The 2,140-nt window shown below is 62.6% G+C and carries 2 protein-coding genes; both read left to right on the top strand.

Features of this window, described 5'->3' with window-relative positions:
- Positions 1–289: 289 nt before the first annotated feature.
- Complete coding sequence (locus tag H928_RS0123250) at positions 290–727, top strand: LexA family transcriptional regulator (RefSeq protein WP_021028645.1); 438 nt, start codon at positions 290–292, stop codon at positions 725–727.
- Positions 728–734: 7 nt separating this feature from the next.
- Complete coding sequence (locus tag H928_RS0123245; protein WP_021028644.1) at positions 735–2,036, top strand: Y-family DNA polymerase; 1,302 nt, start codon at positions 735–737, stop codon at positions 2,034–2,036.
- Positions 2,037–2,140 lie beyond the last annotated feature (104 nt).

The raw sequence follows: 2,140 nt of genomic DNA, 5'->3' as shown, positions 1-2,140 counted from the left end.
ACTCGCGACCAACGGATTAAAAGGCCATTGCTTTATCATTTAAAAACAATGACCTGCCAAAAATTTAGTTCCGCAAAAGAGAGCGCGAACCACTGCGCAACCTCTTGTTTTACAACATGCTGAAAAGCGTTTGCGGAACACTTTTGGCTGCATTCAGCCCCTACAGAGAGCCGGGCCCTGCCACCGCTGCAGGCCTCTCCGGTCCCCTGTCTCCCATGACAAATCGCTACTGCATTGAATCAATAGAAAGTGTTGAAGGCGTTATCTTCCTTTCAGATATACTGTATGCATGCACAGTATTTTTCAGCCCAACACGCCGATCTTGGTGTCCGCTGCCCCGCTCTCAATCCTGCGGGCCGAAGGGTCTGTGCGCGCTGGCTTCCCGTCGCCTGCAGAAGACTTCGCTGTCTCCCGGCTGGACATAGGCGCCCTGCTCGTCAAGCACCCGCAGGCCACCTACCTATTGCGCGTGGCTGGGCCGTCCATGCGTGAGTTCGGCATTGATGATGGCGACCTGGTGGCGGTCGACCGGGCGCTGCAGGCCCGCCACGGGTGCATCGTCGTGGCCGTCATCGAAGGCGAGTTCACGGTCAAGAAGCTGTTCAAGGCCGCCGGCATGGTCAAGCTGAAGGCCGGCAACCCTACCTACCCCGACATCACGCCCAAGGAAGGCCAGAGCCTGGAGATCTGGGGCGTGGTCACCAGCTGCATCAAGATCTTCGCGTGAGGCTGCCATGTATGCACTCATTGACGGAAACAACTTCTATGTGAGCTGTGAGCGGGTATTCCGGCCGAGCCTGCAGGGCCTGCCGGTGGTGGTGCTCAGCAACAACGACGGCTGCGCCATCGCCCGATCGGATGAGGCCAAAGCCTTGGGCGTCAAGATGGGTCAGCCCTTCTTCCAGCTGCAGCACCTGGTCGAGCTCAAGGGGTTGGTCTGCCTGTCGGCCAACTTCGAGCTGTACGGCGACATGAGCGACCGCATGATGACGCTGGCCGCCGGCCTCGGGCCCCGGCAGGAAATCTACTCCATCGACGAATCCTTCATCGGCGACCTGGCCGGCGTGCGCGATCTGAACCGCCGGGCCTGGGCCGTGCGTGCACGCATCCTGCAATGGGTGGGTATACCCTGCTGCATCGGCCTTGCCCCCACCAAGACCCTGGCCAAGCTCTGCAACCATGTGGCCAAAGACTCCGAGCGCAAGCCCGGCAGCTACCCGGCAGAGCTGGCCCGGGTATGCAACTGGCAGGAGATGCCCGCGGCCATGCGTGAGGATGTGCTCCGCCGGACCGTGGCCGGCGATGTCTGGGGTATCGGCCGGCGGATCGCTGTGCAGCTGGCAGAGCGCGGCATAGTCACCGCGCTCGATGTCTCCCGAATGCAGGGGCCCATGGTGCGCAGCAGCTGGGGTGTCGTGCTCGAGCGCACGGTCCGCGAGCTGCAGGGCATCAGCTGCATTCCGATGGAACTGGCACCGCCGCCCAAGAAGCAGATTGCGTGCACGCGCAGCTTTGGCCATGGCATCAATGAGCTCGAGCCCCTGCTCGAAGCCGTCAGCGAGTTCGCCACGCGGGCGGCCGAGAAGCTGCGCAAGCAGGATCTGCGCGCCGGCGCCCTGCACGTCTTCGCCCACACCTCCCCCTTCCGGCCGGGGCCCAGGTTCTACGGGCAGACCACCACCCAACTCGTCCCCCCCACCTCCGACACAAAAGCGCTGGTGCGCGCCGCACTGGGCGGCATGCACTCCATCTACCAGCCGGGCTTTCGCCTGGCCAAGGCCGGCGTGATGCTGATGGATCTTGCGGAAAGCCGCCACGAGCAGCACGACCTGCTTGCCGCTGCAGATGTTGGCCGGGATCAAAGCCGCCTCATGGAGGCAATGGACAGGGTGAATGGGCGCTTTGGCAAAGGCACGGTGCACGTTGCCAGCACGGGCTTTGCCTCCCAGGACGAAGCTGGATGGCGGATGCGCCAGGAGCGGCGCACACCCCGCTACACCACCAACATCGACGAAATCCCCATTGCAAGGTGCTGATATGCAGAGCCAGCAGTTTGATTTTTGGACATGCCCGCCTGATAAGCTCCCGCCTCAGGAACAACAGGTGGTGCACATAAAGCTGCGGCAGGTCGCCCCGCCGC

The organism is Comamonas sp. B-9 (assembly GCF_000410635.1).
In the GTDB taxonomy this organism is placed as follows: domain Bacteria; phylum Pseudomonadota; class Gammaproteobacteria; order Burkholderiales; family Burkholderiaceae_C; genus Comamonas.
Note: the sequence above shows the minus strand (reverse complement) of the source record. Positions and strands in the feature narration are given on the sequence as shown.

Coding starts and splice junctions, on each gene's coding strand:
- H928_RS0123250 (WP_021028645.1), top strand. CDS start 290: ATGCACAGTATTTTTCAGCCCAACACGCCGATCTTGGTGTCCGCTGCC.
- H928_RS0123245 (WP_021028644.1), top strand. CDS start 735: ATGTATGCACTCATTGACGGAAACAACTTCTATGTGAGCTGTGAGCGG.